Raw genomic sequence first — 23,175 nt, forward strand, 5'->3', positions numbered from 1 at the left:
GTGGCGCTGCGCTTACCCGGCCTACAAAACTGATAACCGCATCGGACACGTAGGCCGGGTAAGGCGAAGCCGCCACCCGGCGATGCAGGCTACACCTTTGTTTCAATCCAGTTCATCATCAATTCCGGCCAGACGGCTACCGGCAGGCCCTGGGCATCGCGGATGCCAAACCCGTGTTTTCCACGCTCAAAGAGATGCATCTCAACCGGCACGCCCAGGCGGCGCAGGGCGCTGTACATCGCCAGGCTATTCTCGACTTTCACCGCCGGGTCGTCGGCGGCATGCAGCAGGAAGGTTGGCGGGGCGTCGCGGGTGGCGCGCTCCTCCAGCGAGTAGCGACCGATCTGCGCCTCTGTCGGGTTATCGCCGATCAGCTCATGACGTGAACCCGAATGATGGTGCGCGTCACGCATGGTGATCACCGGATAAACCAGCGCCATAAAGGCCGGACGGGCAGGGAACGCGTCGGCGGCGTCCACCGGGGCATAGACCGCTTCATCGTGCCGGGTGCCGAGGCTCGCTGCCACGTGCCCACCCGCAGAGAAACCCAGTACTCCAATGCGGGCCGGATCCAGCTTCCACTCCGCTGCCCCGGCGCGGATCACGCGCATCGCCCGCTGCACGTCGGCCAGCGGCGCGTCGGCCCCCTCTTCATGGCCATCTCCCGGCATGCGGTAGGTCATCACAAACAGGGTATAACCGCGAGCATTAAAGAACGCGGCCAGCGCGCTGCCCTCTTTATCCAGCACCACGCGGCGATAAGAGCCGCCGGGCGCCACCAGAATACCCACGCCGTTAGGGCGGGCAGGGGCATACACGGCGATCTCCGGCGCGCGGATGCCGGTGACGGCGCGATCGTAGTCGGAGGTCCCGGTATGGCGGGGTTCACGGGTAAAAACGGCGTCGCTGGTGCGTGCGCCAGGGGCTTCATTATCGGGCCAGATGGTAAAGGTGGCCGAACGGCCCACGGCTTGCGCCATCTGTTGTTCTAATGTGTCGCGGCTCAGTGCTTCCATGATAAGGCTCCCTCTCTGGAAAGCCTTTGTTATATCAGGGTTAACAAAATGAAAACCAGCACCGACTCACAGGATGCGGACAGCAGGGCTGTCCGCGGCGTGTTTACAGGGCAGCGAACTTATCTAAAGTCCGCACCAGCTGGGTGACAAACCCGTATTCGTTATCGTACCAGGCCACCGTTTTCACCAGCTGGACGTCGCCCGCGTCGGTGACTTCCGTCTGGGTGGCGTCGAAGACCGAACCAAAGTGCGAGCCAATCACATCCGACGAGACAATCTCTTCGTCGGTATAGCCAAAGGACTCATTGCCTTCGGTGGCCTTTTTCAGCGCCTGGTGGATCTCATCCACGCTCACTTTTTTCTCCAGAATCGAGACCAGCTCGGTTACGGAGCCGGTTTTGACCGGCACGCGCTGGGCATGGCCCTTCAGCTTGCCGCTCAGTTCAGGGATCACCAGCCCGATGGCCTTCGCCGCGCCGGTGGTGTGCGGGATGATGTTTTCCGCTGCGGCACGCGAGGCGCGCAGATCTTTGCCGCGCGGGCCATCCACCAGCGCCTGGGTGCCGGTATAGGCGTGGATGGTGGTCATGGTGCCCGCCCGGATGCCAAAGGCGTCGTGCAGTACCTTCGCCAGCGGTGCCAGGCAGTTGGTGGTGCAGGAGGCGACGGAGATAATGGTGTCGCTGGCGTCGATGGTGTCGTCATTGACGTTAAAGACGATGGTTTTCATCTCCCCGGCCGGGGCGGAGATCAGCACTTTTTTCGCTCCGGCGTCCAGATGCGCCTGCGACTTCTCCTGCGAGGTGTAGAACCCGGTGCACTCCACCACCAGATCCACCCCGGCGGCTTTCCACGGAATGTGTTTCGCCTCTTTTTCGGCATACACCGAAATGGATTTTCCGTCGACGATCAGGGAGTCTTCCGTAAAGTCCACGCTCCACGGGAAGGGGCCGTAGTTGGAGTCGTGTTTTAGCAGGTAGGCCAGCACTTTCGGTGACGTTAAATCGTTAATCGCCACGACGCTATTACTGTCCTGAGTTTCCAGTAACCGACGAAGAACCAGTCGGCCAATACGACCAAATCCGTTAATGCCAATCTTACTCATGATGTTCTCCTGAATGATGTACGGGACGTTAAACTCATCCAGGAATAGACCAGGAAGCCCAGCGAGGCAATTGAAGATGCCTGATCTGCGCGGAAGTTTTTGAAAACGCGGGGACAAAAGTTAATGAATTTTTAACTGAAGCTGGTTATTTTACCTTTTTATTAGCCTTTATCAGGAAAGACTATGCGTAATAAATACACCGGCCTGCAAATTGCAATTCACTGGCTGGTTTTTCTGCTGGTGATCGTGGCCTACTGTGCCATGGAGTTTCGCGGCTTTTTCCCCCGCAGCGACCGCCCGCTGATCAACATGATCCACGTCTCCTGCGGTATCTCTATTCTGGTGTTGATGGTGGCGCGTCTGCTGGTGCGTCTTAAGTACCCCGCGCCGCCGATCGTGCCTAAGCCAAAACCGATGTATATCGGCTTATCCCATCTGGGCCACCTTGCCATCTATCTGCTGTTTATTGCCCTGCCGCTGATTGGCCTGGTGATGATGTATAACCGGGGCAATACCTGGTTTGCCTTTGGCCTGGGGATGCCCCATGCCGCCGAGGGCAATTTCGACCTGGTGGACACGCTGAAAGCCTGGCACGTCACCCTGGCGAACCTGGGTTACTTTATTATCGGCATTCACGCCTTTGCCGCGCTGCTTCATCACTACTTCTGGAAAGACAACACCCTGCTGCGCATGATGCCGAAAAAGCGTTAAGAGCAGCCTGTGGCCCCTCAACTGCGTAAGGTGCTGCTCGCCACCGGCATCGGTCATTTTGTCGAATGGTTCGATTTCGGGCTCTACGGTACGATGGCGACCATCATTGGCATGCAGTTCTTCCATACCGACAACCCGGCGTCGGCGCTGCTCTCCTCGTTCGCGGTGTTTGGTGCCGGGTTTGTGATACGTCCGCTCGGCGGGCTGTGGTTTGGATCCCTCGGAGACAGGATTGGGCGGCGCAAGGTGCTGGCTACCGTGATCCTGCTGACCTCCGGCGCTACCTTTACCATCGGGTTACTGCCCACCTACGTGCAGGCCGGGCTGCTCGCCACGGGCCTGCTGGTGCTGGTGCGGATGATCCAGGGGTTTGCCGCCGGGGGCGAAAGCGCAGGTGCCACCACTTTTCTGGCCGAGTATGCCCCCGCTGACCGCCGGGGCTACTTCACCTGCTGGACAGACAGCTTCGGCTTTATGGCTTTTGTCGCCGGATCGGGCCTGGTGCTGCTGTTGACCGCGGGGCTGGGGGAGGCGGCGATGAACGACTGGGGCTGGCGCATTCCGTTTCTGTTAGCCGGGCCGCTGGGCTGGATTGGCCTGTATCTGCGCAACAATCTTCAGGACTCCCCTGAATTTCAGGCGCTGCTGAACTGCCATCAAACGGAAGCTGCGCCGCTGCACAGGGCCGTGACCACCGGCAAGCGGGCGCTGGGCTTTTGCATCGGGTTTGTGGCGATCAAGGCGGTGGTGCACTGGATGCTGCAAACCTTTATTCCTGCCTGGCTGGTGGCGACGCTGCACTACCCGGCGCTGGATGCCTATACCATCACCACCCTCGGGCTGTTGACCGTCGCCGTGCTGGTGCCTTTTATGGGCTACCTGTCGGACCGGCTGGGCCGTAAACCGCTGATGCTGGCGGGAGGTCTTGGGTTGATCCTCGTCGCCTGGCCGGCCATGAAGCTGATGGCAAGTGGGGCGGTGTTCCCTGCGGTGCTGGGGCTGCTGCTGGTGGGGCTGTGCATCGCCGCCTTTGACGGCGCCAGCAATGCGGCGATGGCGGAGCTGTTTCCGACCCGGGTCCGCTATGGCAGCATGGCGATTGCCTATAATCTTGCGGTGGCGTTCTTTGGCGGAGTGACGCCGTGGTTGCTGGCCTGGCTGCCGATCGTGACCGGTAATCCGCTCTCGCCAGCGCTGTATGTGATGGCGGCGGCGCTGATTACCCTCCTGACGGTGCTGCGCGCCAGAGAGAGTGCCGGGCTGCCGCTGCGGGCATAAAAAAGCCCGGCGGGGAAGGCCGGGCGAATAACAAAGCACAACACGTTCTACATCACTTAACAGCTGTTTACTTCAGATCGCGGTTCGCCATGGCGTTGACCAGATACGACTGACGCTGGCTGAGCCTCACCTCACTGCTGGCGTCATTGTCTCTTCTGAGCTGGAGTGCCGGGCCGCTATCCGGTGAACGGGTACGCTCAGCGTCACCCGGAATTATCCAGCCGACATCATCACTGGTGCGATGATTATTACGTGCGTTGCGAACTCTTCTTCTCAAATGCAGCATATAACCTCCGCATAATTCATCGAACTGCCTGTTAAAGGTCAGGTATTTATACCTTTCTCGCCGTTTCAAATATATTGTCTGACAAAAATGGGTCAGAGAGAGAATATATTGTGGAGCTTATGCCGCTGGTTTGCGGCCGCCGCCCCGGCTATTCTGTCCACCTTTTTTTCCCGCTTCAGATGCGCGTTGCGGGTCATTTTTAAAATTCCCGCCGCTGCTCTGTCCACCTTTGCGGCCCGCCTGGGATGCACGTTCCCGGTCTTCTGCGAAATTGCCGGAACCGCCTCGATGTTTAGTCATAACATGTCTCCAGTGTTTCGTTGAGAATATTTACTGAGAGGAAATTAACCTCTTCAAATGTGTGCAGAAATAAATGTAGACAGAACGGCAGAAACTTCAATAAGCCTTTCGGCGCGTTTTTGTGCTCCGCCTGAATATATTTTAGGCATTTTTGCAGGTGATGGAGAATATATCGACGCTAATAAATAAGTTAGCAAAAGTTACATGTGGTCCGAATTATTTCAGGGGAGATATTTACTGTGATCAAGCGCCAGAAAAAATGACTTTCCCGGGTAAATTAAGACGAGTCTTAAGAAGCAATCCGGCTTAACGACTCTGCTCCAGCTCCACCGCCGCTCTGACCTGCAAGAGCGCGTGACGTAAATTTTTGATCGTCACCGACCCAAGGGCGATGCGGATCGCCTGCGGCACCGTGCCGGAGGTTGAAAACGGCTCCGCGGTCGAGACGGAGATATGGTTGTCCATCAGCGCCTTCACGACCCGATCGGCTCTGGCCTCGTCCGCAAGCGGCAGCCATGCAAAATACGAATCGGGATGGGTAATGCAGGGCAGATCCCCCAGCACCGCTTTCAGAACGGTTTGCCGCTGCCGGGCGTCGCGTCTTTTCAGCGTTTCAAAGCGGGACACGGTACCGTCCTGGATCCAGTGACAGACCATGGCGGTCATAACCGATGGCGTGTTCCAGGTGGTGGCCCGGATGGCCCTCTCAAGGGCCGGGCGCAGATCCGGCGGGCAGATCACCGCCCCGACCCGCAGACCGGTCGCCACATTTTTTGAAAAGCCGGTGACATACACCGTGCGTTCCGGGGCAAAGCTGGCGACGGGCGGCGGTGGACGGCGGATCAGCCACCCGTAAGCGGTGTCTTCGACGATCAGCAGGTCGTGCTGCCGGGCAATGTCCGCCAGGGTTCTGCGCTGCTCATGGTTCAGCACCCAGCCCAGCGGGTTGTGCAGGGTGGGCATGGTGTACACCGCCCGCACGTGACGCCGCTGGCAGATCTGGCGTAACGCCGCCAGATCCGGGCCGGTTTCCGTGCAGGGGATGGCGAGAAGCTCCAGATGATAGAGCGCCGCCAGGGCCTTAAAGCCGGGATAGGTGAGGGCGTCCACCGCCACCACGTCACCGGGCCGAAGCAGCCCCATCACTGCGACAGTCAGGCCATGCTGGGCCCCGTTCACGATCAGCACATTATCCGCAGAGGGTTGAAAATGTGGCCCTGCGAGGTGGGCGGCGACGATCTCCCGCTCGATCTGCCTGCCGGCATGCGGCTGATAGCGCAGGTGTGATTCGATATCGCCTCCGGCGGCGACCTGCCGGAGCGCCTCGCGCAGCAGCTCCCCCTGGCCCGGCTGGGCGGGATAGTTGAAGTTCAGATCCAGCACATCGGTGGCGATCGCCTGCTGATCGATCCCCTGGCCCGAGGGCAACAGGATCTCTCTGACGAAGGTTCCGCGTCCGGTTTCGCCGCTGACCAGCCCCATCTTCTCCAGCTCGGCATAGACCCGCGTCGCGGTGGCAAGGGAGATATGCTCCCGGGTGGCGAGCGTGCGGTGGGTGGGCAGGCGGGTGCCTGCCGGGATCTGGGCAGTCCGAATCAACGCAGCGTAGCGATCCACGATCCCTTTGTAGCGGGCTTTCATCAAATGTATCCATGACAATAATTTGATTGTATTAGATTGGCGAGACTACCATCCGCTCAACAGAGGCTCAAGACTGGGAAGGTAAGGGTAATGAATATGGCGGTAGATAAAAACGCGCTATCAGGCTGGCTTAACGGCCTGCTGGGGGTAGTGATTTTCAGCGGCTCCTTGCCCGCCACGCGGGTTGCGGTGCAGGACTTTGATCCCTTTTTCCTGACCTTTGCCCGGGCCTCTCTTGCCGGGGTGCTGGCCCTGATGCTGATCCTCGTATCGCGGGAAAAACGCCCGCCAGCCGCCCGGATTGTGCCGCTGATGATGGTCTCGCTGGGCGTGGTGGTCGGCTTTCCGCTGCTGACAGCGCTGGCATTGCAGCACGTCACCGCCACCCATTCGATTGTGTTCCTTGGCCTGCTGCCGCTGATGACCGCTATTTTCGCGGTGCTGCGCGGCAAGGAGCGTCCGGCCCGGGCCTTCTGGATCTTCTCGGCGCTCGGCAGCCTGCTGGTGATGGGGTTTGCGCTTTCGCAAGGTGCCGCGCTCTCCCTGACGGGCGATCTGCTGATGCTCGCGGCGGTGATCGTCTGCGGCCTGGGCTATGCGGAGGGAGCCGCGCTCACCCGCGAGTCAGGCGGCTGGCAGGTGATCAGCTGGGCGCTGATCCTGGCGCTGCCTTTTATGGTGCTGGCCTCTCTGCTGACGATGCCGGCATCCTTCAGCGGCATCGGTATTCCGGCCTGGAGCGCGCTCGGCTATGTGTCGCTATTCAGTATGCTGATCGGGTTTATCTTCTGGTACAAAGGGCTGGCCCGGGGTGGGATCGCCGCCGTCGGGCAGTTGCAGCTGTTGCAGCCGTTTCTGGGGCTGGCGCTGTCCGCCACGCTGCTGCATGAGCGGGTGAGTCCGTTGATGATGGTGATTACGTTGGGGGTGATTTTGTGTGTGATCGGCTCGCGGAAATATGCCCGGTGAAGGTAGAAGATTTGCACGAACTGTTCCCTCTTCATTGAGGATTAGGGTTAGGGTGACGGGGAACATGCGGCGGCGGAGGTGGTTCCGTTCACTTCACGTTCCTTGCTTCTCTGATATGCCCGAACCCGTGAACGTGCCAGGGGGGCTCGCCGCCTCCCCCCTGGCTACCCCGGCTCCCGGCAAAGAAAATCGCCGCTTCGCGGTGCCCTCGGCTTATTCCCTCCGGCTATCGGGTCGGGCGTGATCCTACATCCATGTAGGTCACGCCCTCTCGGCGCATCCATGCGCCTCGCCCCGGCCTGCGGTCAACGCCTCAGCGATTTTCAGCCGGACCAGGGAGTCGCTGTAATTATTTTATTAATCTGGGTTTTCTTCGTTGCTTTACAATTTTTTGCGAGGCGCTTTCCGGAAATGATTTTGTAGGCTTGTCGCTTCGTACTCTGCGCAGTATCTTCCGGTTGCGCCTGCAAAATCAGGCGTCGGGATTGGAACCCTGGCAAATTTTATCGATGACATTACTTTATCGGAGATTGCCACTATGGCTACAACCCCAACTCTTGATCACGCTTTATTTACCACACCGTTCTCCCATAACACCGACTTCACCGAGCTGGCGAACCACTGCGAACGCTTTGCCCATACCCTGCTGGAAAGCGACGATCCCGCTGAAAAGCTGGCGCTCTGCGCCCGACTTTCTGCCTGTCTCGCGTTATTGCAACCAACGCTCAACGAGCCTATCCCGCCGCACCTGGTGGGCCGCTTCACCCTTAACGATCTGCCCTCGCGCCTGCCTGCATTCGAACCGGAAAGCGACCAGCTTGGCCTGTATTGTCAGACCCTCACGCAGCTGTTGATCGGCAACATTCTGCCGCCGGAGATGGCGCGCGTGATAGAAGGGCTGCTGTATGAGCTGGTGAACTTCTACGCCGATACGCTCAACGCGCCGCGCTGGCTGCAAACGCCGGACGGGCGCGTGGCGATTGATGCGTTGATTAACTGAGGAGCACGTAGGCCGGGCAAACGCAGTGCCGCCCGGCGTTTCCCCTCTCCCTCAAGAGAGAGGGAGCCGTCCATGCAACCTCCTGAAATATTTACAAAATAAATATCATCAAACACATTAATAACTTATAACCGAAGCGGTTACGCAATAAACAGCCCCCATTGCCCCGCGACTTGCCTGCGCGCCTCGCTACGACTACTGTATATAAAAACAGTATTCGAGGAACGAATCATGGTGTTTTACCAACTTGCAGCATTGCGCGAGGTGATCGCGCTACCCCTTTTCGGCGAGGTCGTACAGTGCGGCTTTCCCAGCCCGGCGCAGGACTACGTGGAACAGCGTATCGACCTGAACAAATTGCTGATCCAGCACCCCAGCTCGACCTATTTCGTGAAAGCGGCCGGGGATTCGATGATTGATGCCGGCATTGGCGACGGCGATCTGCTGATTGTCGACAGCGCCAGAACGGCGCAGCACGGGGATATTGTCATCGCAGCGGTGGAGGGGGAGTTTACGGTAAAGCGCCTCCAGCTCAGACCCCGGGTGCAGCTTAACCCGATGAACAGCGCCTATTCACCGATCGTCGTAGGCAGCGAAGATTCGCTCGATATCTTTGGCGTGGTGACCTATATCGTCAAATCGGCGGATTAACAGGACGGATTTCCGTGAAATACATTCAGGTGTATAACACGGCGATTATTACACCCGGTGCGGCGGGATATTTCCCGCCTTTTCTGTCAGGTCCGAAAATTCTTACAAAAAAGATATTCTGAATCACTATAAACACTTACAACTGAAGTGGTTATTCAATAAACAGTCGCCGTTCCCCCGCAACTTGATTGCCCCCATCGTCATGTCTACTGTAGAAAATATTTCCGTTGGTTGGCGCAAAAATAATGAGCAACACCAACGTTAATAGCAAATTAACAGGGATGTCGTTTTTAATAATAAGGGATATATATCAGTGAACAATCATGCAGGATGGACGGCAGCTGATTTCGAAAATTTGTTGAAAGGACAATGGCTTGTACCTACCGCGGTGGGGTGGCACGCGGAGGATATTGCCATTTTTTCATCCGATCGTGGCAGAGGCGTTCCCCGTCTCTTTGTTGCCATGGATGTCGATACCTGGCTAAGGGGAACCGGTAATACCGGAATTTACGCCAGATGGTCCGATACCCATGATTATCTGAAAAAGCACTATGCGAATTATTGTGGCGCAGTAGTGCAACGCTATATTCCCGAATTGCCGCCCGATTTTCCGCAGTTTCTGGTTGAGGATTCGTATGAGGCGCTTATTTCACTGGGGGCCGAAGCGCGGCGCAGGTTTAATGGAAAAGCCGTCGCGATAACCGGCACCGTCGGTAAATCCTCAACCAAAGACATGCTCAGCGCCGTGCTCTCTTCTGCGGGATCGGTCGTGACGACGCAAGGCAATAATAACTCGCGTACGGGTGTTTCGCTGACGCTGGCACGCGCAGGCGTTAACCCTGACTATGTGGTTATTGAGGCCGCTATTTCTGCATTGTGGATGCGCAATGGTGGCGTGGGTCTGCGTATAAAACCGCATATCTGTATTATCACGGAAGTGGGTATCACTCAGGTGCGTGAAAATAACCGCACGCTCCAGGATACTGCCCGGCATAAGGCCCGGGTCTGTAACGGCATAATTCCTGGCGGCTATGCCATTGTGAATCGTGATATCGCGGAATATGAACAGGTGCATCAGGATGCGGTGCGCTATGGCGCGAACGTTATCAGCTACGGCTTTCACCCGCTGGCAGATGTGCCCGTGACCTGGTTTGTGTCGGATATGAAGGGGTCTGATATCGGCATCTGCCTGCAGGGCGAAACGATCCGTTATCGTCTCGATGAGCCGGGGAAGGGGATTGCAACAAACTCGGTGGCGGTGATGATAGCGGCAAGGCTATTGGGACTGGAGGCCGCGCAAATCGGCAAACAGCTTGCTGCATTTCGTAATCAACGCCGGAAAATGCAGATCTCGTCGCTGCCCGTTCCCGCAGGCGGCAGCGTAACGTTGATTAATGACAGCTACAGCGCAGAATACCTGTCGATGCTCAATGCGTTCGATTTTGCCTCGCGCCAGGCTACGGAAAAAGGGGGGCGCTTAATTGCGGTACTGGCACGCATTATCAACCTGAACGATAAAGCAGAGGAAGTTCACCGTTCGCTGGCGGAACCGCTGTTAGCCGCCGGTTTTCACCAGGTCTTTGTTCATGGCGAGGAGATGCGTTATCTCCATGAAATCCTGCCACCCGCGCGGGCGGGTGGGCATTTTATGCAGGCTGGCGCCATGGTGGAGTCTGTGCTGAAGACGCTGCGTGAGGGGGATATCGTGCTGGTCAAAGGCGATCCCTATGAATCGGATTTTGGTGAGGTCGTGAAATTACTGCACGAGCAGACTCAGGCGCCACGGCCGGTACAGAGCTGCGCTACCCTGCTGGTTAATCTTTCAACGGGCGAGACGCCCGTAGCCCGGCATGAGGAGGATACGCTAACCCCCCGGCATCTGAGTCAACTGCTGCTGGCCTTGCTGTGCGCTCAAGGGTTGCAGGAGGGAAAACTCGCGCTGGTGGAGAGAGTCCCGGTCCGGGAAATTGCGGCAGAGGTGCTACAGCAGGGGCCGTCACTGGGTCTGAAAAAGGGTGACAGCCTGACGGTGAAGTCGTTGGTGCAGGCCATGCTGATTGAGAATGCCCGCGACGCGGCGATTAATCTTGGTGAGTATCTGTTTGGTGATAACCAGACGGCGCGAGAAGGGATCCAGAAACAGGCTGATGCCATAGGAATGACCCGGACCCGACTGCACAGCGTCTCGGGGCGTCTGCGCGACGGGCAGTGCACGACCCTGCAGGATATCGCTCTGATGATCCGCCATTTCTATCAGCATTATCCCCATCTCCTGCACTGGTTTGCTGAAAGTGAAATGACCTTTGGCGACAAACTGTACCGTAAAACGACCAATATGCAGATGGATGGTCGTGCCGGTTACAGCTATACCTCTGGCGGCTCTCCGCGCTGGGGGTTTGCGATCCAGCGTATCGGAAAGCAGGTCTGGCTCGCCTGCGTGGCGGGTGCCAGCGATGCGTTCCATCTGGATTATCAGCTTGATAAATTGCTGGCGCAGGCGGAAGGCACAGAGACATCCGTCACCGAAGAACGGGATGACAGAACGGTCTCGCTGGATAAAAAGGCGGCAGTTTTTACCCTCATTGGCGATACCTACTATGGCGAGTGGTATACCCGACAGCGCCAGCAGAAGGGGATTGATGATGCGCTCCAGCACCATGGCTACGATTACTCCTTTCAGGGGCTTCGGCCGCTGATCGCCCGGAGCGATTACACTATTGCTAATTTCGAAGCCGCGCTGGGGACAGCGACCACACAGAGCCTGCAGGGGCGCAAACCCTTCTGCCTGATCGGCGATCCTGAACGCTCTGCGGCAGCACTACGACGTGCAGGCGTGGATGCGGTGGCGCTGGCGAATAATCACAGTATGGATGCCGGCGAAGCAGGGCTGAAACAGACCCTAACCGCGTTCCGCCAGCAGGGTATCGTCAGCTTTGGCAGCGGTCTAAATGCTCGCCAGGCGAGCGCGCCGCTGGTGATCTCGGTTGGCGGGAAAGTGTTTAAATTTTATAGCGCGTACTGGTTCCGGCTGTATATGGAGCAGGATTGTGCGTTTTATGCGCAGCCGCGTCGGGCGGGCGCGGCCTGCATCAGCGGCGAATTGATTGAGCAACTGCGTGCAGAAAAAGCGCGTGATAATCCGGCGACAACCATCGTGCTTGCTCACTGGGGCATGGATTATCGCTGGACGGGTGAACAACAGCGAGCGCTGGCAAAAAGGCTGACGCGTGCAGGGGCAGATCTGATCATCGGTACCGGGCCGCATATGCTGGGCGAGATTGAGCGTTTGGGCGATGCGTGGGTGGTCTACAGCATCGGTAACGGCGTGTTTAACAGCAATGGCGAATACCGCCAGCGCAACGTTCCCCCTTACGGCTTTATCGTGCGGCTACAGGTGGGCGGCGAACAGCCGAAGCTCTGCTTGCATCCGGTGTTGCTTGATAATCAGCAGACGTTCTGGCAGCCCCGGCCCGTCGGGCCCGCGGAGTTTGAACAGGTCATGACGATCCTGGCGGAACGGGGCGTAGATTTTTCGCCTTCAAGCGGTATAGCCACTGGGGCGGAGAGCGGTGTGATTACGTTGCCGCTCGGCCCGCAGTTTGGGGGGGATTTAGCGGTTTTCAGAAAAAAGGTAACCTGTCGCCCACAACATGATGAAGAGGCAATAATATGACCACCCCGGTATTCCGCCAGGCAACCCCAGCTGACGTTGATCGTTGCTATGAAATTGAAATCACATCCTACGAAGGGGATGAAGCGGCAACGCGTGAGAAAATTGCCACCCGCATTAACCGCTACCCGGAAGGATTCCTCTGTATAGAGCTGGAGGGCAACGTCATCGGATTCATTAATGCGGGCTGTGCAGGGGAAGTGGTGATGTCCGATGAAGCGTTTAAAGAGCTGGTGGGCCACGATCCGGATGCGCCAAACGCGGTGATCATGTCCGTGGTGGTTCATCCGGATTTTCAGGGGAAAGGCTACTTGTCACTGCTGATGCGTGAGTTCGTGTCACGCATGAAGGCGATGCACAAAAAGACGATCCACCTGATGTGTAAAGATCGCCACGTCGATCTGTACGCCCATTTTGGCTACCGCTATATCAAGCCCTCAGCGTCCGATCACGGCGGAATGGCGTGGCATGAAATGATGATGACGCTCTGAATTTTCTGCACCTTATTGCGCAGCGTTAAACAGCCTGGCCTGCTCAATCATCCACTCCCGGAAGTGGGCGATCTTCGGCAGGCTGTCGCAGCCCGGGCGATAGACCAGGTAATAGGCCAGCGGGCTGGTAAGCGACACCTCGGGGCACAGGCGGATAAGCCTGCCGCTTTTCAGATCCTCATCCACCATAATGCTGCGCGCCAGCGCCACACCATGACCTTCCACGGCCGCCTGTAATACGGCGGCTGAGCTATTGATACGCAGGCCGGGCTTACGGGCCATGGCCTGCACGTTGAAGCGGCGCAACCACAGATCCCAGGTAATAAAATCGTTGTGCTGTTCCATCGACAGGTCGTGAATCAGCGTCTGCCCCGTGATGCCCGTCAGGCAGTTTACGGCCGGGTTGTCCGCCATCATGGCGGGGGCACACACCGGAAAAACCTCTTCCGACATCAACAGTTCTGCCTGTAATCCCTCCCACTGCCCCAGTCCGTAGCGAATACCGACATCCATCCCCAGCGCGGTGAAATCCAGCAGCTTCAGGCTGGTTTCCAGACGCACGTCGATATCGGGCCAGCGCTGCTGAAAATCTTCAATACGCGGCAATAGCCACTTGGCGGCAAAGGCCGGGCTGATGGTGACATTGAGAATGCCATGGGTGGCACCTTCGCGCAGCAGGGTCATCCCCAGGTTCAGGCTCTGAAATCCCATACGAATATCCGGGAGCGCACGCTGCGCGGGCTCCGTCAGCACCAGCGCGGCGCGTCGGTTGTGGCTGCGATGAAAGAGCGGATAGCCCACCACCTCTTCCAGGGAACGCACAAGCTGACCGACCGCGGCAGGAGTGACATTGAGCTCTTCCGCAGCCAGGGAAAAGCTTTGATGGCGCGCGCTGGCTTCAAAAGCCCGCAGTGCATTGAGGTGAACCGGCAACTTCATATCAGATAGAAAACCTTTTCAGAAAGCCAAGATTATCTCATTTGTTCATGAGAGCGATGCTAACGATAATGCAGAAACGGTAAGGCTTACAAAACAAATCGTTTAAGTCCTTAAACCTGTCGATGCTTTCAAGTGAAAAGTTTTTCTTTGTTCTACTAACAGAGTAAAGGAGTTAACAATGGCTTATTTGCAAATCACCCTTGATATCAGCGAACAGAACCGTGCCGCCGCCGCCGCGGTGTATCAGAAGTATAAAGCGCCTTTCCTGGAAACCATTGAGGGTGCGGTTTCTAAAGAGCTGCTGGTGCGCGCGGAAGATGTACAGGTGCTGCATGGTTTCGACACGGCAAAACAGGCCGAAGCCTATCTCGGCTCTCAGCTGTTCACCGCGGATGTCGTTGAAGCATTGAAACCTTATCTCAACAGTGCGCCGGATGTACGTATCTACACCCTGGCCTGATGACTCACTTCTAAAAGGGGATGTGTGTGTTTTTGAACTGGACTGAAATGCGTAAAGAGCTGCGTGCCGCTATCGGGAAATTTGCAGGTCTGCAACCCGACGTGATGCAGGGTATCGATAAGATGCAAAACGGCGCGGCAGCGACCGGGCATCTGGATGCCAAAACGCATGAGCTGATTGCGCTGGCTGTCGCCGTCACGACCCGCTGTGATGGCTGCCTGTCGGTGCATGCTGAAGCCGCGGCAAAGCACGGTGCGACGCGTGAAGAGATTGCAGAAGCCTTAGGTGTGGCGATCACGCTGAACACCGGCGCGGCGCTGGTTTACTCCTCCCGTGCGCTCGATGCTTTCGATTCGTTGCCAAAATAACCTCAGTACGGCGGCTTCTTCCTGAAGTCGCTTTTCCCTCTTGCAGGAACGCCACATGTTAATTAATCACGATTTTACCCGGCGCGTCACCGTCACCCGCGATCGGTACCGTTGGATCCCTTCGCCGCAGCCCGGGGTTGATCGTGTGATGCTGGATCGCATTGGGGCGGAGCAGGCACGTGCAACCAGTCTGGTTCGCTATCTTCCCGATAGCGCCTTTCCCTCCCATTGTCATCCGGGCGGCGAAGAGATTCTGGTGCTGGCCGGGCAATTTTCCGAAGGCGGGCAGCATTATCCCGTCGGTTGGTATCTGCGCAACCCACCCGGATCTGCCCATCAGCCTCATAGCTCCGGAGGGACATTACTGTTTGTTAAGCTCGGGCAAATGGCGGAGAGCGAGAAACTGCCGCTGCGCGTCAATACCTGCGACCCGGCAAACTGGTTAACGCGCGATGAACATCAGGTGTGTCCCCTGTTCAGTAATGCGCAGGAGAACGTCTGTCTGTTACGGCTGCGGGCCGGGTCGCTGTTAGTTGAATCCACTCTGCCGGGCGGTGCGGAGCTGCTGATCGTTGAAGGCAGCCTGATTGAAGCCAACAGCATTCATGAACAGGGAAGCTGGATCCGCATCCCATCGGGTCAGCGCATGGCGTTTATTGCTGAGAAAGAAAACACCCTCGTCTACCTCAAAACCGGCCATCTCGCGCCCGCACAGGAACCCCAATCATGATCAAGACCCGGGTGGTAATTGTAGGGGCGGGATTAAGTGGGCTATACGCGGCATACCTGCTGGAGCAAGCCGGAGTGGATTACCTGCTTCTCGAAGGGCGGGAACGCGTCGGAGGGCGGATTGTGCAGGCCCCGGGTTCGCAGGCAGATTTGGGGGCTACCTGGATTTGGCCGGGGATCCAGCCGGCGCTTAATCAGCTACTCGCCAGGCTGGGCATCGACATTTTTGTCCACCAGGAGACAGGCGATATGCTCTTCGAACGCGGGGGCAATACGCCGTCGCGCCATCCCGGATTTGTCTCTTCCCCGGCGGCGGCGCGGGCGCGCGGCGGGATGTCTCGTCTTATCGCTGCCCTGAAGCAGCAGATTGAGCCTGCGCGGATCATGACCGGCATACAGGTCACGCAGGCGGAACAGCGTGACGAGCAGATCGCGGTGACCTGTTTGGCCGCGGATAAGCAGTACGTGTCAGTGCAGGGCGATCGTCTGTTGTTAGCCCTGCCGCCAATGCTGGCCTCGGCGATCGCCTTTTTACCTGCATTACCGTCGCCGCTGCTGCAGGCCTGGCGCAACACCGGGACCTGGATGGCGCCACATGCAAAATATGTGGCGCTCTATGACCATGGCTTCTGGAAGAACAATGGCTTATCCGGTGAGGCCCGCAGCAGCGCTGGCCCCATGGTTGAGATACATGATGTCTCTGAGCCTGATGAGATGTTTGCCTTGTTTGGCTTCATCGGCGTGCCGTTCGCCGCTCGTCAGGCGCTGGGCGAGGAGCAGTTACAAAAGCTGTGTAAAGCGCAGCTGGTGCGCCTGTTTGGTGCGGAAGCCGCCTTTCCGCGGGCTGAATATCTGAAAGACTGGGCTGGAGATCCGTTTACCGCGACGTCGCGCGATCTGACCTTACCGGCGGGTCACGCCGTCCCTCCGGCCTGGCCGACAGAAGGACGGTGGAGCCGCGTCGTCACGGGCATCGCCAGCGAGTGGTCGCATGATTTTCCGGGCTATATCGCGGGAGCCATAGAGGCTGCCGAAGAAGGCGTTAAACGCATCCTGAATCGGAGTTAAAACATGACTAACACCTACACAGCCATGCAGGTCACCCGGCCGGGACAACTGGAAAGGGTGGAGAAACCCCTGCCGACACCCGGCCCGGGAGAGGTGCTCATCAAAGTGGAAGCCTGCGGAATTTGCGGCGCGGATTCGGGCGTGATTGAGGGGCTGGAAAAGGGCGTGGACTATCCGCGCGTGCCGGGGCATGAGGTGGTTGGCACCATTGTCAGGGTCTCTGATGCTCTGCCCGCGTACCTGAAACCGGGCCAGCGCGTCGGGGTGGGACGCCTGGGCGGGCACTGTCATGTCTGCGAGCAGTGCCGACTGGGGCATTTTAACCTCTGTCAGAATCAGCCCGTGACGGGCAGCTCGCGTGACGGAGGCTATGCCGAGTATATGCTGGCGCGTGCAACGGGGCTGGTCACTATTCCGGATGATCTTACCTCTGTGGAGGCCGCGCCGCTCCTCTGTGCCGGTATTGCGACCTTCAATGCCCTGAGAAAATCCCACGCCCGGGCCGGGGATACCGTAGTGATTCAGGGTGTGGGCGGCTTAGGCCATCTTGCGTTGCAATACGCCCGCAAGATGGGCTTTCGCTTCGTCGCCGTTGGCCGGGGGGACGACATCGCGGATGATGTCATGGCCCTGGGAGCGCACCACTATATTGATATCCACCGCCACGATGCCGCCGCGGCGATCAAATCCCTCGGCGGGGCGCAGGTGATTTTGTCGACCATTACCGATAGCCAGGCCGTCTCGGCGTTATTACCGGCGCTGGCGCCCCAGGGCAGGCTGATGGTGGTTGGCGTGGGTAAGGAGCCGCTGGCGTTAATGCCGGGTTTGCTGGTCGGCAGGGAGCTGTCGGTCAACGGCGCTATTACCGGCACGCCCATTGAGCTGGAAAAGGCGCTGGATTTCAGCCTGCTGGCGGATGTGCGCGCCAGAATAGAAACCCGGCCCCTTGCCCAGGCACAGGAGGCCTGGGAAAAGATGCGCAGCGGACAGGCCAAATTCCGCATGGTGCTGACGATGGATCGCGCCTGATCGGGCGGGAGACGGTTAAAATACGCCTCACAAACAAGGCCTGGGCAATATGTTGCGCAGGCCTTTTTATTGAAAGAAAACCTTCATCATCCACAAAGTTTATCTGCTTTGTCGCACGTGCAGTTTCCCCCGCATACTGCCGCAAATAACCCTGTTCCCTGACGCCACGCGGTACGCCGACCGAAAAGAGCCATGACCATTCCATTGACGATCAAACAGATTGAAATGCTGGTGAAAATCAGCGAAGGGCAGGGGCTCTCGGAAGCCGCGCGCCTGCTTAATATTTCCCCTTCAGCCGTCAGCAAGGGGCTGGCGGTGATGGAAGAGAATCTTGGGGTGCCGCTGATCCAGCGAACCACGCGCACCTTCCAGCTAACCGAAGCCGGAGAATATTTCGTTTCCAGGGCCACGGAACTGCTGAAGGAGTTTGACGACATCATCAACACCACCTGCGGCTATTTTAACCATCCGCATGGCGCCCTGAAGATCACCTGCTCCGTGGCGTTTGGTTATTCCCACTTGATCGACATCTTTGAAGAGTATCGAAGAAAGCATCATGACGTGGAGTTGATCCTCGACCTGGACGATCATCTGATCAACCTGAACGAAAACAACGTTGATATCGCGCTGAGGATCACAGCTACCCCGCCGCAGAACTATGCCGCGCGCAAGCTCTCCCGAATCAGCTGGCTTTACTGCGCGGCACCTGCGTACCTTGAGCGTAACGGCACCCCGACAAAACGTGCTGAGCTGGTCAGCCATGAGTGTTTAGTCTATCCCGGGCTAACGCCCCCGTTACGCCTGAACGAGAGGGGGTTACAGCATCCCCACTGCGACATCAAACCCAGAACACCGGTACAGGCCAACAGCAGCTTGCTGTTGCTGAAGGCGGCGCTCTCAGGACAGGGTATCGCCTGGCTGCCCTCCTACCTGATCAGCGAGCACATTGCGAGCGGAGCGCTGCTTCCCCTGAAGCTGGATGGCCGCTATGCGTATCCGACGCACAGCCTCTACGCGCTCTACTTCCCGAGCAAGTTCCGCAACCCGAAAGTCAGATCGTTCATCGATTATTTGGTAGAAGAACATCAGCCCTGGAACCTGTGGGAAAAAACGATTGCCAGCCTCGATTAAGGCCCGGTAAATAAATATGATCTGCTTCACAAAATAAATGACAGATAAGAATGTACTCATAAATAAAATCTCTCGCCCGGATCACATTCGGGATAAATAAAAAACTGCCATTTGCGGCTTGCGTCATGTTATTTCCATCTGCCCTGTTTGTGAGCAAAAGTAGAAACTGTTTTCTCTAATTTTCATTCGCCATCTATTCTGGGCTGTGTAAAGCTTTCCGCATTCAATCATTAATAACCGCAGGGTTATAGTCATTGAAAATAGCGGCGGCAACGTTATTAGTGTTTCAGGTAAATATAAAACTGAGTTGCAGGGTGCATATTTTGAACAGCGCCCGCCGGTTTTATTATTTTTTGCAGATTGGGGTCTCCTATGACAGTAGGAATTAATAACGAAGTGATTAATAAAAAGAATATACCCTTTACCCTGTACGATCTTGGGTGGGTGGTACTCTGTATTGGCGCCGCGATTGGCTCCGGGATTGTTTTTTTCCCGTTACAGGTGGGACTCAAAGGGGTGTGGGTATTCGCCCTGGCGGTGCTGCTGGGCTATCCGGCGGTCTACTACATGCAGAAACTGTTTATCGAAACCATGGCACGTAGTGATGAACAAGATTCCTATCTGAGTATTATCACCAGCTATGTCGGCAGCCGTTGGGGCGTACTGCTGGGGGCCTTGTACTCCATCACCATGCTGAAATCGATGGTGGAGTATGCGCTAGCCATCACCAACGACAGCGCTTCCTACCTGAAAACCTTCGGCCTTACGACCCAGACGTTATCGGAACACTGGTGGTGGTCTTTGCTGCTGATTGCCGGGCTGTCGCTGGTGGCATCAAAAGGGGAAAAGCTGCTGTTCAAGGTATCGGGCAGCATGATCGCCATAAAGCTGGTGATTATCGTGGCGATTGGCTTTGTGGTGGTGCCTTTCTGGGATCTGAGCAATATTGGCGAGTTTCCAACGGTGAGTCATCTGGTTGTCGGCACCTTCCCGACTTTGCCTTTTGCAATCTTCTCCATCATGTTTGTGGGCATCCTGAACCCGATGAATATTGCCTACAAGAAGCGCGAAGAAGATAAAGAGGTCGCGAAATATAAGATCCTGCGGGTGCATAAAGTCGCCTATCTGATTCTGGTCGCCACCGTCCTGCTGTTTGTGGTCTCCATTGTGCTCTCTATCAGCGAGGCGGACGCGCTGCGGGCCTATCAGGATAACATCTCGGCGCTGGCGCTGGCGGCGAAAGTCATCCCCGGAGCGGCGGTGAAATACATGAGCGTGATCCTCAATGTGTTCTCCATCGTCACCGCCTTCCTGGCGCTGTACCTGGCGGTACATGAATCCTTCGTCGGGTTAATCAAAGTCACCGTAGAGAAGTTCTTCCGGGTGCGGAAGGATAACGCCAACGGGATCGCCATTGCCGCATTCTTCATGGTGGTGCTGGTGCTGTGGTTAATCGTGTTGACCAACTTCCCGATCCTGAAGGTGTTCGTGTTTGGCGGCGTTACCTACGGCCTTATTAGCTGTATCGTCCCCGGGATAATTATATTGAAGAATGACAAGTTTGTTGATCTTCGCGGGGCATCGGTTTATTACGTGATTCTGATTGGGCTGCTGATGTGTATCGGACCCTTCGTTATGCTGTTTTCACAATAGATATTTTACCTCTGTAACTACAATGTTGTCTTAACCCTATAATAATACAGTGCGGCATTATTAATTATATTGCGGGTCATCATTAATCTCATTCATGATGACCCGATAATTAAATGGCGTAAGTGGAAAGTCATTATCAAAAACGTTTACCTGTGATATTAAAAAAGAGACGTAATGAAAAAGGGGAACGGAAGATGTCGCATAATAAAATCGCCAGTAAATTACAAAATCTTCAGTCATCTGCAATTAGAGAATTATTAAAACACAGCAAAATGGACGGGGTGATCTCCCTGGGCGGCGGTATCCCCGATCCGCAGCTGTTTGACCGTGAAGGGCTGCAACTGGCCATGGATAAGGTGCTCTCCAGCGCCTGGCGAGACGCTTTTCAGTATGGGCTGAGCGAGGGCAGCCCGGAACTGCGCGGTGCGATCTGCCAGCTGATGCACGAGCGGGCAATTCACGCCACTCCGGATGAGGTGGTGGTGACCTCGGGATCGCAGCAATCGCTGGATATTCTTGCCCGCGCCCTGATCAATCCCGGCGACGTTGTGGTCGTGGAGCGGCCCACCTATCTTGCGGCACTGCAGGTGCTGCAGCTGGCGGAGGCAAACCTGATGTCGGTGGGAACCGACGGGGACGGGATGAAGATTGACGAGCTCGACGCGCTGGTGAAAACCACGTCGGTAAAGGCCGTCTATATCGTCCCGACCTTCGGAAATCCCGGGGGTGTAACCCTGGCAGAGCACCGCCGCAAGCAGCTGGTGGCGCTGTCCCAGCGGTATGGTTTCGTCATCATTGAAGACGATCCCTATGGCGAAATTAACTTCACCGGGACCACCTTCACCCCGCTGAAAGCCTGGGCGGCGGAAGTGGGGAATAGCGATAACGTGATTTATACCTCAACGTTCTCCAAGATCCTCGCCCCGGGCGCACGCGTGGGATGGTTGGTGGTGCCTGGCTGGCTGAAGCGCCAGGTGGTGAACCTGAAGCAGGCCACCGATCTCCACACCAGTTCGCTGTCACAGTCGCTCGCGTACCACTATCTGATGAGTGGCCGTCTGGCCGGACAGATCGCCCTGATCCGCGCGGCCTATAAACAGAAGTGTCAGGTCCTGAGCCAGCACCTGCAAAACGAACTGGGTGACCATCTGACCTTCCACCCGCCGAAGGGCGGCATGTTTCTGTGGGCGAAATTTAAGTACGAGATGGATACCACCCGGTGGCTGCAAAAGACGCTGAACCACGGCGTGGTGTACGTGCCCGGCGAATTCTTTTACTGCGATGAGCCGGACCACGCCACGCTGCGGATGTCCTACGTCAGCACCACGGAAGAGAACCTGAAAGAAGCGGTCAGGCGGTTAAAAGCCGCCCTGAATTAACTGTCCCCGTTATCCACTTCGGGACGGGGACAAGGGTAATAACAAATCTGTACGTGTTGTGAAAAGAGGAAGAGTAAGAATGTCTAATCATAGTTTTGATCGCCAGGTATCCCCGGAAACCTATCTCTGCCATGGTCCGTTTGATCCCGACGTGTTCGGCGGCGTGGTTAATCCGCCGGTTTATCATGCTTCTACCGTGATTTTTAAAACCTGCAAAGAGCTCAGCGAACGCCATCAGGCGCTGTTCGAAGATGCGGAAGATGAGGTCATGTACTACGGCCGTTTTGGAACCCCGATCACCTTTGCCGTGCAGAAAGCCCTGGCGGAGCTGGAGGGCGGCTATCGCGCGTTATTAGTGCCGACCGGCCTGGCGGCCTGCACCAGCGCGCTGCTGGCGCTGGTAAAAAGCGGCGATCATATTCTGGTCAGCAGCAGCGTGTATGGCCCGACGCGCGGCTTCGTCAACAACGTGCTGGCGAAGATGGGAGTGGCGGCAACCTTCTTCGAGCCGACCCTTGGCGAGGGGATTGCCGAGCTGTTCCGCGACAACACCAGCGTGGTATTTACCGAATCGCCGGGATCGCAAACCTTCGATATGCAGAATATTCCGGCCATTACGCGAGTGGCGCATGCGCGCAATGCGAAGGTGATTGTCGATAACACCTGGGCGACGCCGCTGTTTTTCAAACCATTCGACCACGGAGTGGATGTCTCGGTCCATGCCGCCACCAAGTATATCGTCGGCCACTCTGACGCCCAGATGGGGCTGATCGTGACCAACAAAGAGACCTGGCTGGCTATCCGTCGCTTCGTCTATCTTTTTGGTCTGCATGCCGCCCCCGACGACGTTTACCTCGCCCAGCGCGGGCTGCGCACCATGTCCCTGCGACTCGAGCGGCATCAGGCTTCCGCGCTGAAGATCGCAAAATGGTTTGCCGAGCGTGACGAGGTGGAACAGGTGCTGCACCCGGCGCTGCCTTCCTGTCCGGGACATGATATCTGGAAGCGAGACTTCACCGGGTCGAGCGGTCTGTTTAGCGTGGTGCTGAAACCACATTATTCAAAAGCGTCGGTCGAAAAGTTCATCGATAGCCTGGAGTATTTCGGCATTGGTTTCTCCTGGGGCGGCTTCGAAAGCCTGGCGATACCGTTTAACCCGCGCAAGGATCGGCCGGAGTATCACTGGCCGTATGAAGGAGAAGCCTTCCGTCTGCAGATTGGCCTGGAAGACCCGGTGGATTTAGTGAAGGATCTGGATCAAGCCTTACGTCACCTGAAGGCCTGATCCTTGTTATACTCGC

The 23,175-nt window shown here is 56.9% G+C and carries 22 protein-coding genes; 16 read left to right on the forward strand and 6 right to left on the reverse strand.

The features are described 5' to 3' along the window. Positions 1-89 precede the first annotated feature (89 nt). Complete coding sequence (locus tag LRS40_RS17855; RefSeq protein ID WP_231312230.1) at positions 90-1,016, reverse strand: alpha/beta hydrolase; 927 nt, start codon at positions 1,014-1,016, stop codon at positions 90-92. Between the two features lie 103 nt (positions 1,017-1,119). After that, positions 1,120-2,121: a type I glyceraldehyde-3-phosphate dehydrogenase gene (gene gap / locus LRS40_RS17860; RefSeq protein ID WP_142489651.1), complete on the reverse strand. Its 1,002-nt coding sequence runs from the start codon at positions 2,119-2,121 to the stop codon at positions 1,120-1,122. A 183-nt stretch (positions 2,122-2,304) separates the two neighbouring features. On the opposite strand from gap, the gene cybB reads away from it, so the two are divergent. Both cybB and LRS40_RS17870 read left to right on the forward strand, forming a co-directional pair. Then, positions 2,305-2,832 carry a cytochrome b561 gene (cybB, locus tag LRS40_RS17865; protein WP_142489650.1) on the forward strand — a complete coding sequence of 176 codons (528 nt, stop codon included), beginning with the start codon at positions 2,305-2,307 and terminating at the stop codon, positions 2,830-2,832. Between the two features lie 9 nt (positions 2,833-2,841). Then, a complete protein-coding gene (locus LRS40_RS17870) occupies positions 2,842-4,110 on the forward strand; it encodes an MFS transporter (protein WP_231312231.1) in 1,269 nt (422 codons plus the stop codon). 67 nt (positions 4,111-4,177) lie between these two features. Here the strand turns inward: LRS40_RS17870 and LRS40_RS17875 are convergent, their stop codons facing one another. The 3 genes from LRS40_RS17875 to LRS40_RS17885 all read right to left on the reverse strand — a co-directional run bounded on the left by LRS40_RS17875 (position 4,178) and on the right by LRS40_RS17885 (position 6,337). Continuing rightward, positions 4,178-4,396 carry a hypothetical protein gene (locus LRS40_RS17875; protein WP_142489649.1) on the reverse strand — a complete coding sequence of 73 codons (219 nt, stop codon included), beginning with the start codon at positions 4,394-4,396 and terminating at the stop codon, positions 4,178-4,180. Between the two features lie 117 nt (positions 4,397-4,513). Next, the gene (locus tag LRS40_RS17880; protein ID WP_039028538.1) at positions 4,514-4,696 is read right to left on the reverse strand and encodes a general stress protein; all 183 of its coding nucleotides are present in this window, start codon (positions 4,694-4,696) and stop codon (positions 4,514-4,516) included. Between the two features lie 306 nt (positions 4,697-5,002). Further along, complete coding sequence (locus LRS40_RS17885) at positions 5,003-6,337, reverse strand: PLP-dependent aminotransferase family protein (protein ID WP_231312232.1); 1,335 nt, start codon at positions 6,335-6,337, stop codon at positions 5,003-5,005. Positions 6,338-6,427: 90 nt separating this feature from the next. On the opposite strand from LRS40_RS17885, the gene LRS40_RS17890 reads away from it, so the two are divergent. From LRS40_RS17890 to LRS40_RS17910, 5 genes are all read left to right on the forward strand, one after another. Further along, a complete protein-coding gene (locus tag LRS40_RS17890; RefSeq protein WP_231312233.1) occupies positions 6,428-7,306 on the forward strand; it encodes a DMT family transporter in 879 nt (292 codons plus the stop codon). Between the two features lie 538 nt (positions 7,307-7,844). Continuing rightward, complete coding sequence (locus LRS40_RS17895; protein ID WP_231312234.1) at positions 7,845-8,306, forward strand: hypothetical protein; 462 nt, start codon at positions 7,845-7,847, stop codon at positions 8,304-8,306. Positions 8,307-8,537: 231 nt separating this feature from the next. Continuing rightward, the gene (locus LRS40_RS17900; RefSeq protein WP_231312235.1) at positions 8,538-8,957 is read left to right on the forward strand and encodes a translesion error-prone DNA polymerase V autoproteolytic subunit; all 420 of its coding nucleotides are present in this window, start codon (positions 8,538-8,540) and stop codon (positions 8,955-8,957) included. A 313-nt stretch (positions 8,958-9,270) separates the two neighbouring features. After that, a complete protein-coding gene (locus tag LRS40_RS17905; RefSeq protein WP_231312236.1) occupies positions 9,271-12,630 on the forward strand; it encodes a CapA family protein in 3,360 nt (1,119 codons plus the stop codon). After that, positions 12,627-13,118: a GNAT family N-acetyltransferase gene (locus LRS40_RS17910; protein WP_231312237.1), complete on the forward strand. Its 492-nt coding sequence runs from the start codon at positions 12,627-12,629 to the stop codon at positions 13,116-13,118. Before LRS40_RS17905 ends, LRS40_RS17910 begins: the two co-directional genes overlap by 4 nt. 12 nt (positions 13,119-13,130) lie before the next feature. On the opposite strand, the gene gcvA is transcribed toward LRS40_RS17910, so the two are convergent. Continuing rightward, positions 13,131-14,057: a transcriptional regulator GcvA gene (gcvA, locus tag LRS40_RS17915; RefSeq protein ID WP_231312238.1), complete on the reverse strand. Its 927-nt coding sequence runs from the start codon at positions 14,055-14,057 to the stop codon at positions 13,131-13,133. 178 nt (positions 14,058-14,235) lie between these two features. On the opposite strand from gcvA, the gene LRS40_RS17920 reads away from it, so the two are divergent. The 9 genes from LRS40_RS17920 (at position 14,236) to metC (ending at position 23,159) form a co-directional block, all read left to right on the forward strand. Continuing rightward, positions 14,236-14,517 carry a hypothetical protein gene (locus LRS40_RS17920; RefSeq protein WP_142489642.1) on the forward strand — a complete coding sequence of 94 codons (282 nt, stop codon included), beginning with the start codon at positions 14,236-14,238 and terminating at the stop codon, positions 14,515-14,517. A 26-nt stretch (positions 14,518-14,543) separates the two neighbouring features. Then, positions 14,544-14,885, forward strand: coding sequence for a carboxymuconolactone decarboxylase family protein (locus LRS40_RS17925; protein ID WP_142489641.1), 342 nt, complete (start codon positions 14,544-14,546; stop codon positions 14,883-14,885). A 55-nt stretch (positions 14,886-14,940) separates the two neighbouring features. Then, positions 14,941-15,615, forward strand: coding sequence for a cupin domain-containing protein (locus tag LRS40_RS17930; RefSeq protein ID WP_231312239.1), 675 nt, complete (start codon positions 14,941-14,943; stop codon positions 15,613-15,615). Continuing rightward, complete coding sequence (locus LRS40_RS17935; RefSeq protein ID WP_231312240.1) at positions 15,612-16,682, forward strand: FAD-dependent oxidoreductase; 1,071 nt, start codon at positions 15,612-15,614, stop codon at positions 16,680-16,682. Before LRS40_RS17930 ends, LRS40_RS17935 begins: the two co-directional genes overlap by 4 nt. 3 nt (positions 16,683-16,685) lie before the next feature. Beyond that, positions 16,686-17,711 carry an alcohol dehydrogenase gene (locus tag LRS40_RS17940; protein ID WP_231312241.1) on the forward strand — a complete coding sequence of 342 codons (1,026 nt, stop codon included), beginning with the start codon at positions 16,686-16,688 and terminating at the stop codon, positions 17,709-17,711. A 192-nt stretch (positions 17,712-17,903) separates the two neighbouring features. Next, a complete protein-coding gene (locus LRS40_RS17945; RefSeq protein ID WP_142489637.1) occupies positions 17,904-18,842 on the forward strand; it encodes a LysR family transcriptional regulator in 939 nt (312 codons plus the stop codon). Positions 18,843-19,214: 372 nt separating this feature from the next. Further along, positions 19,215-20,495 carry an amino acid permease gene (locus LRS40_RS17950; RefSeq protein ID WP_231312242.1) on the forward strand — a complete coding sequence of 427 codons (1,281 nt, stop codon included), beginning with the start codon at positions 19,215-19,217 and terminating at the stop codon, positions 20,493-20,495. Positions 20,496-20,689: 194 nt separating this feature from the next. Further along, on the forward strand, positions 20,690-21,874 hold the full coding sequence (locus LRS40_RS17955) for a PLP-dependent aminotransferase family protein (RefSeq protein WP_156263900.1): 1,185 nt from the start codon (positions 20,690-20,692) through the stop codon (positions 21,872-21,874). Positions 21,875-21,953: 79 nt separating this feature from the next. After that, complete coding sequence (gene metC, locus LRS40_RS17960) at positions 21,954-23,159, forward strand: cystathionine beta-lyase (protein WP_231312243.1); 1,206 nt, start codon at positions 21,954-21,956, stop codon at positions 23,157-23,159. Positions 23,160-23,175: the final 16 nt, after the last annotated feature.

The sequence above is a fragment of the Leclercia sp. G3L genome, assembly GCF_021117075.1.
Classification (GTDB): Bacteria; Pseudomonadota; Gammaproteobacteria; order Enterobacterales; family Enterobacteriaceae; genus Enterobacter; species Enterobacter adecarboxylatus_C.

Excerpts from the sequence above, each read along its gene's own strand:
- LRS40_RS17930 (WP_231312239.1), top strand. The coding sequence starts at position 14,941 with ATGTTAATTAATCACGATTTTACCCGGCGCGTCACCGTCACCCGCGAT.
- LRS40_RS17900 (WP_231312235.1), top strand. The coding sequence starts at position 8,538 with ATGGTGTTTTACCAACTTGCAGCATTGCGCGAGGTGATCGCGCTACCC.
- metC (WP_231312243.1), top strand. The coding sequence starts at position 21,954 with ATGTCTAATCATAGTTTTGATCGCCAGGTATCCCCGGAAACCTATCTC.
- gap (WP_142489651.1), bottom strand. The coding sequence starts at position 2,121 with ATGAGTAAGATTGGCATTAACGGATTTGGTCGTATTGGCCGACTGGTT.
- LRS40_RS17950 (WP_231312242.1), top strand. The coding sequence starts at position 19,215 with ATGACAGTAGGAATTAATAACGAAGTGATTAATAAAAAGAATATACCC.
- gcvA (WP_231312238.1), bottom strand. The coding sequence starts at position 14,057 with ATGAAGTTGCCGGTTCACCTCAATGCACTGCGGGCTTTTGAAGCCAGC.
- LRS40_RS17855 (WP_231312230.1), bottom strand. The coding sequence starts at position 1,016 with ATGGAAGCACTGAGCCGCGACACATTAGAACAACAGATGGCGCAAGCC.
- LRS40_RS17890 (WP_231312233.1), top strand. The coding sequence starts at position 6,428 with ATGAATATGGCGGTAGATAAAAACGCGCTATCAGGCTGGCTTAACGGC.
- cybB (WP_142489650.1), top strand. The coding sequence starts at position 2,305 with ATGCGTAATAAATACACCGGCCTGCAAATTGCAATTCACTGGCTGGTT.
- LRS40_RS17955 (WP_156263900.1), top strand. The coding sequence starts at position 20,690 with ATGTCGCATAATAAAATCGCCAGTAAATTACAAAATCTTCAGTCATCT.
- LRS40_RS17920 (WP_142489642.1), top strand. The coding sequence starts at position 14,236 with ATGGCTTATTTGCAAATCACCCTTGATATCAGCGAACAGAACCGTGCC.
- LRS40_RS17885 (WP_231312232.1), bottom strand. The coding sequence starts at position 6,337 with ATGAAAGCCCGCTACAAAGGGATCGTGGATCGCTACGCTGCGTTGATT.
- LRS40_RS17895 (WP_231312234.1), top strand. The coding sequence starts at position 7,845 with ATGGCTACAACCCCAACTCTTGATCACGCTTTATTTACCACACCGTTC.
- LRS40_RS17875 (WP_142489649.1), bottom strand. The coding sequence starts at position 4,396 with ATGCTGCATTTGAGAAGAAGAGTTCGCAACGCACGTAATAATCATCGC.
- LRS40_RS17935 (WP_231312240.1), top strand. The coding sequence starts at position 15,612 with ATGATCAAGACCCGGGTGGTAATTGTAGGGGCGGGATTAAGTGGGCTA.
- LRS40_RS17940 (WP_231312241.1), top strand. The coding sequence starts at position 16,686 with ATGACTAACACCTACACAGCCATGCAGGTCACCCGGCCGGGACAACTG.
- LRS40_RS17880 (WP_039028538.1), bottom strand. The coding sequence starts at position 4,696 with ATGACTAAACATCGAGGCGGTTCCGGCAATTTCGCAGAAGACCGGGAA.
- LRS40_RS17945 (WP_142489637.1), top strand. The coding sequence starts at position 17,904 with ATGACCATTCCATTGACGATCAAACAGATTGAAATGCTGGTGAAAATC.
- LRS40_RS17910 (WP_231312237.1), top strand. The coding sequence starts at position 12,627 with ATGACCACCCCGGTATTCCGCCAGGCAACCCCAGCTGACGTTGATCGT.